This window comes from Psychrobacter sp. 1Y4 (genome assembly GCF_051847555.1).
The window spans coordinates 1-601 of sequence record NZ_JBPYDE010000829.1; the positions used below are offsets into that span (position 1 = coordinate 1).

The following is a 601-nucleotide window of genomic DNA, read 5'->3' on the forward strand; positions in this document are numbered from 1 at the left end:
GCAAGAATTGACGCCACCAGAAAACGCCACAACTCCCAGTATCTCTCTCACAGCGCCTGAACCTGTCAAAGAAATACAAAAAAGTGAAGCCGATCAAATGGTCAAGTTGGATGAAAGCCAAATTCCAGAGCTCGATGCCAAAGTTGATGCGTTTGTCGATCACGTGATTACCAATTCAGTTCATAGTCCAGAGTTTCAGCAAAACGTGCAGTCTATTCACAATCTAGGTACAAAAGAAATTCGTGAGTCAGCGCAAGTCTCTAATCGGATGCTGGAGCTACCGGCCAAAAGTCTCAATGACAGTTTGTTTGATAACTCCCCTATCGCTAAGTCTTTAACTGAGTTACGCGGTATCGTCGAGGACTTAGATCCGAGCAAAAAAGAGCTGACCAACTCACGTAAGCTGTTCGGTCTGATTCCATTTGGTAATAAAGTACAAGATTATTTCCGTCAATACGAGTCGGCTCAATCGCATATCAATGCCGTTGTTACCAGTCTCTACAATGGTAAAGATGAATTGCTCAAAGACAATGCGATGATTGAGCAAGAAAAAGTCAATATGTGGGAGCTGATGCAGTCTATTCGCCAATATGTCTATGTT

The 601-nt window shown here is 42.9% G+C and carries 1 protein-coding gene; it reads left to right on the forward strand.

Annotated features, from left to right (window positions below; translation table 11 throughout):
- The coding region (locus tag ACS8FC_RS19110; RefSeq protein WP_439297949.1) for a toxic anion resistance protein at positions 1-601 on the forward strand (601 nt) is incomplete at both ends.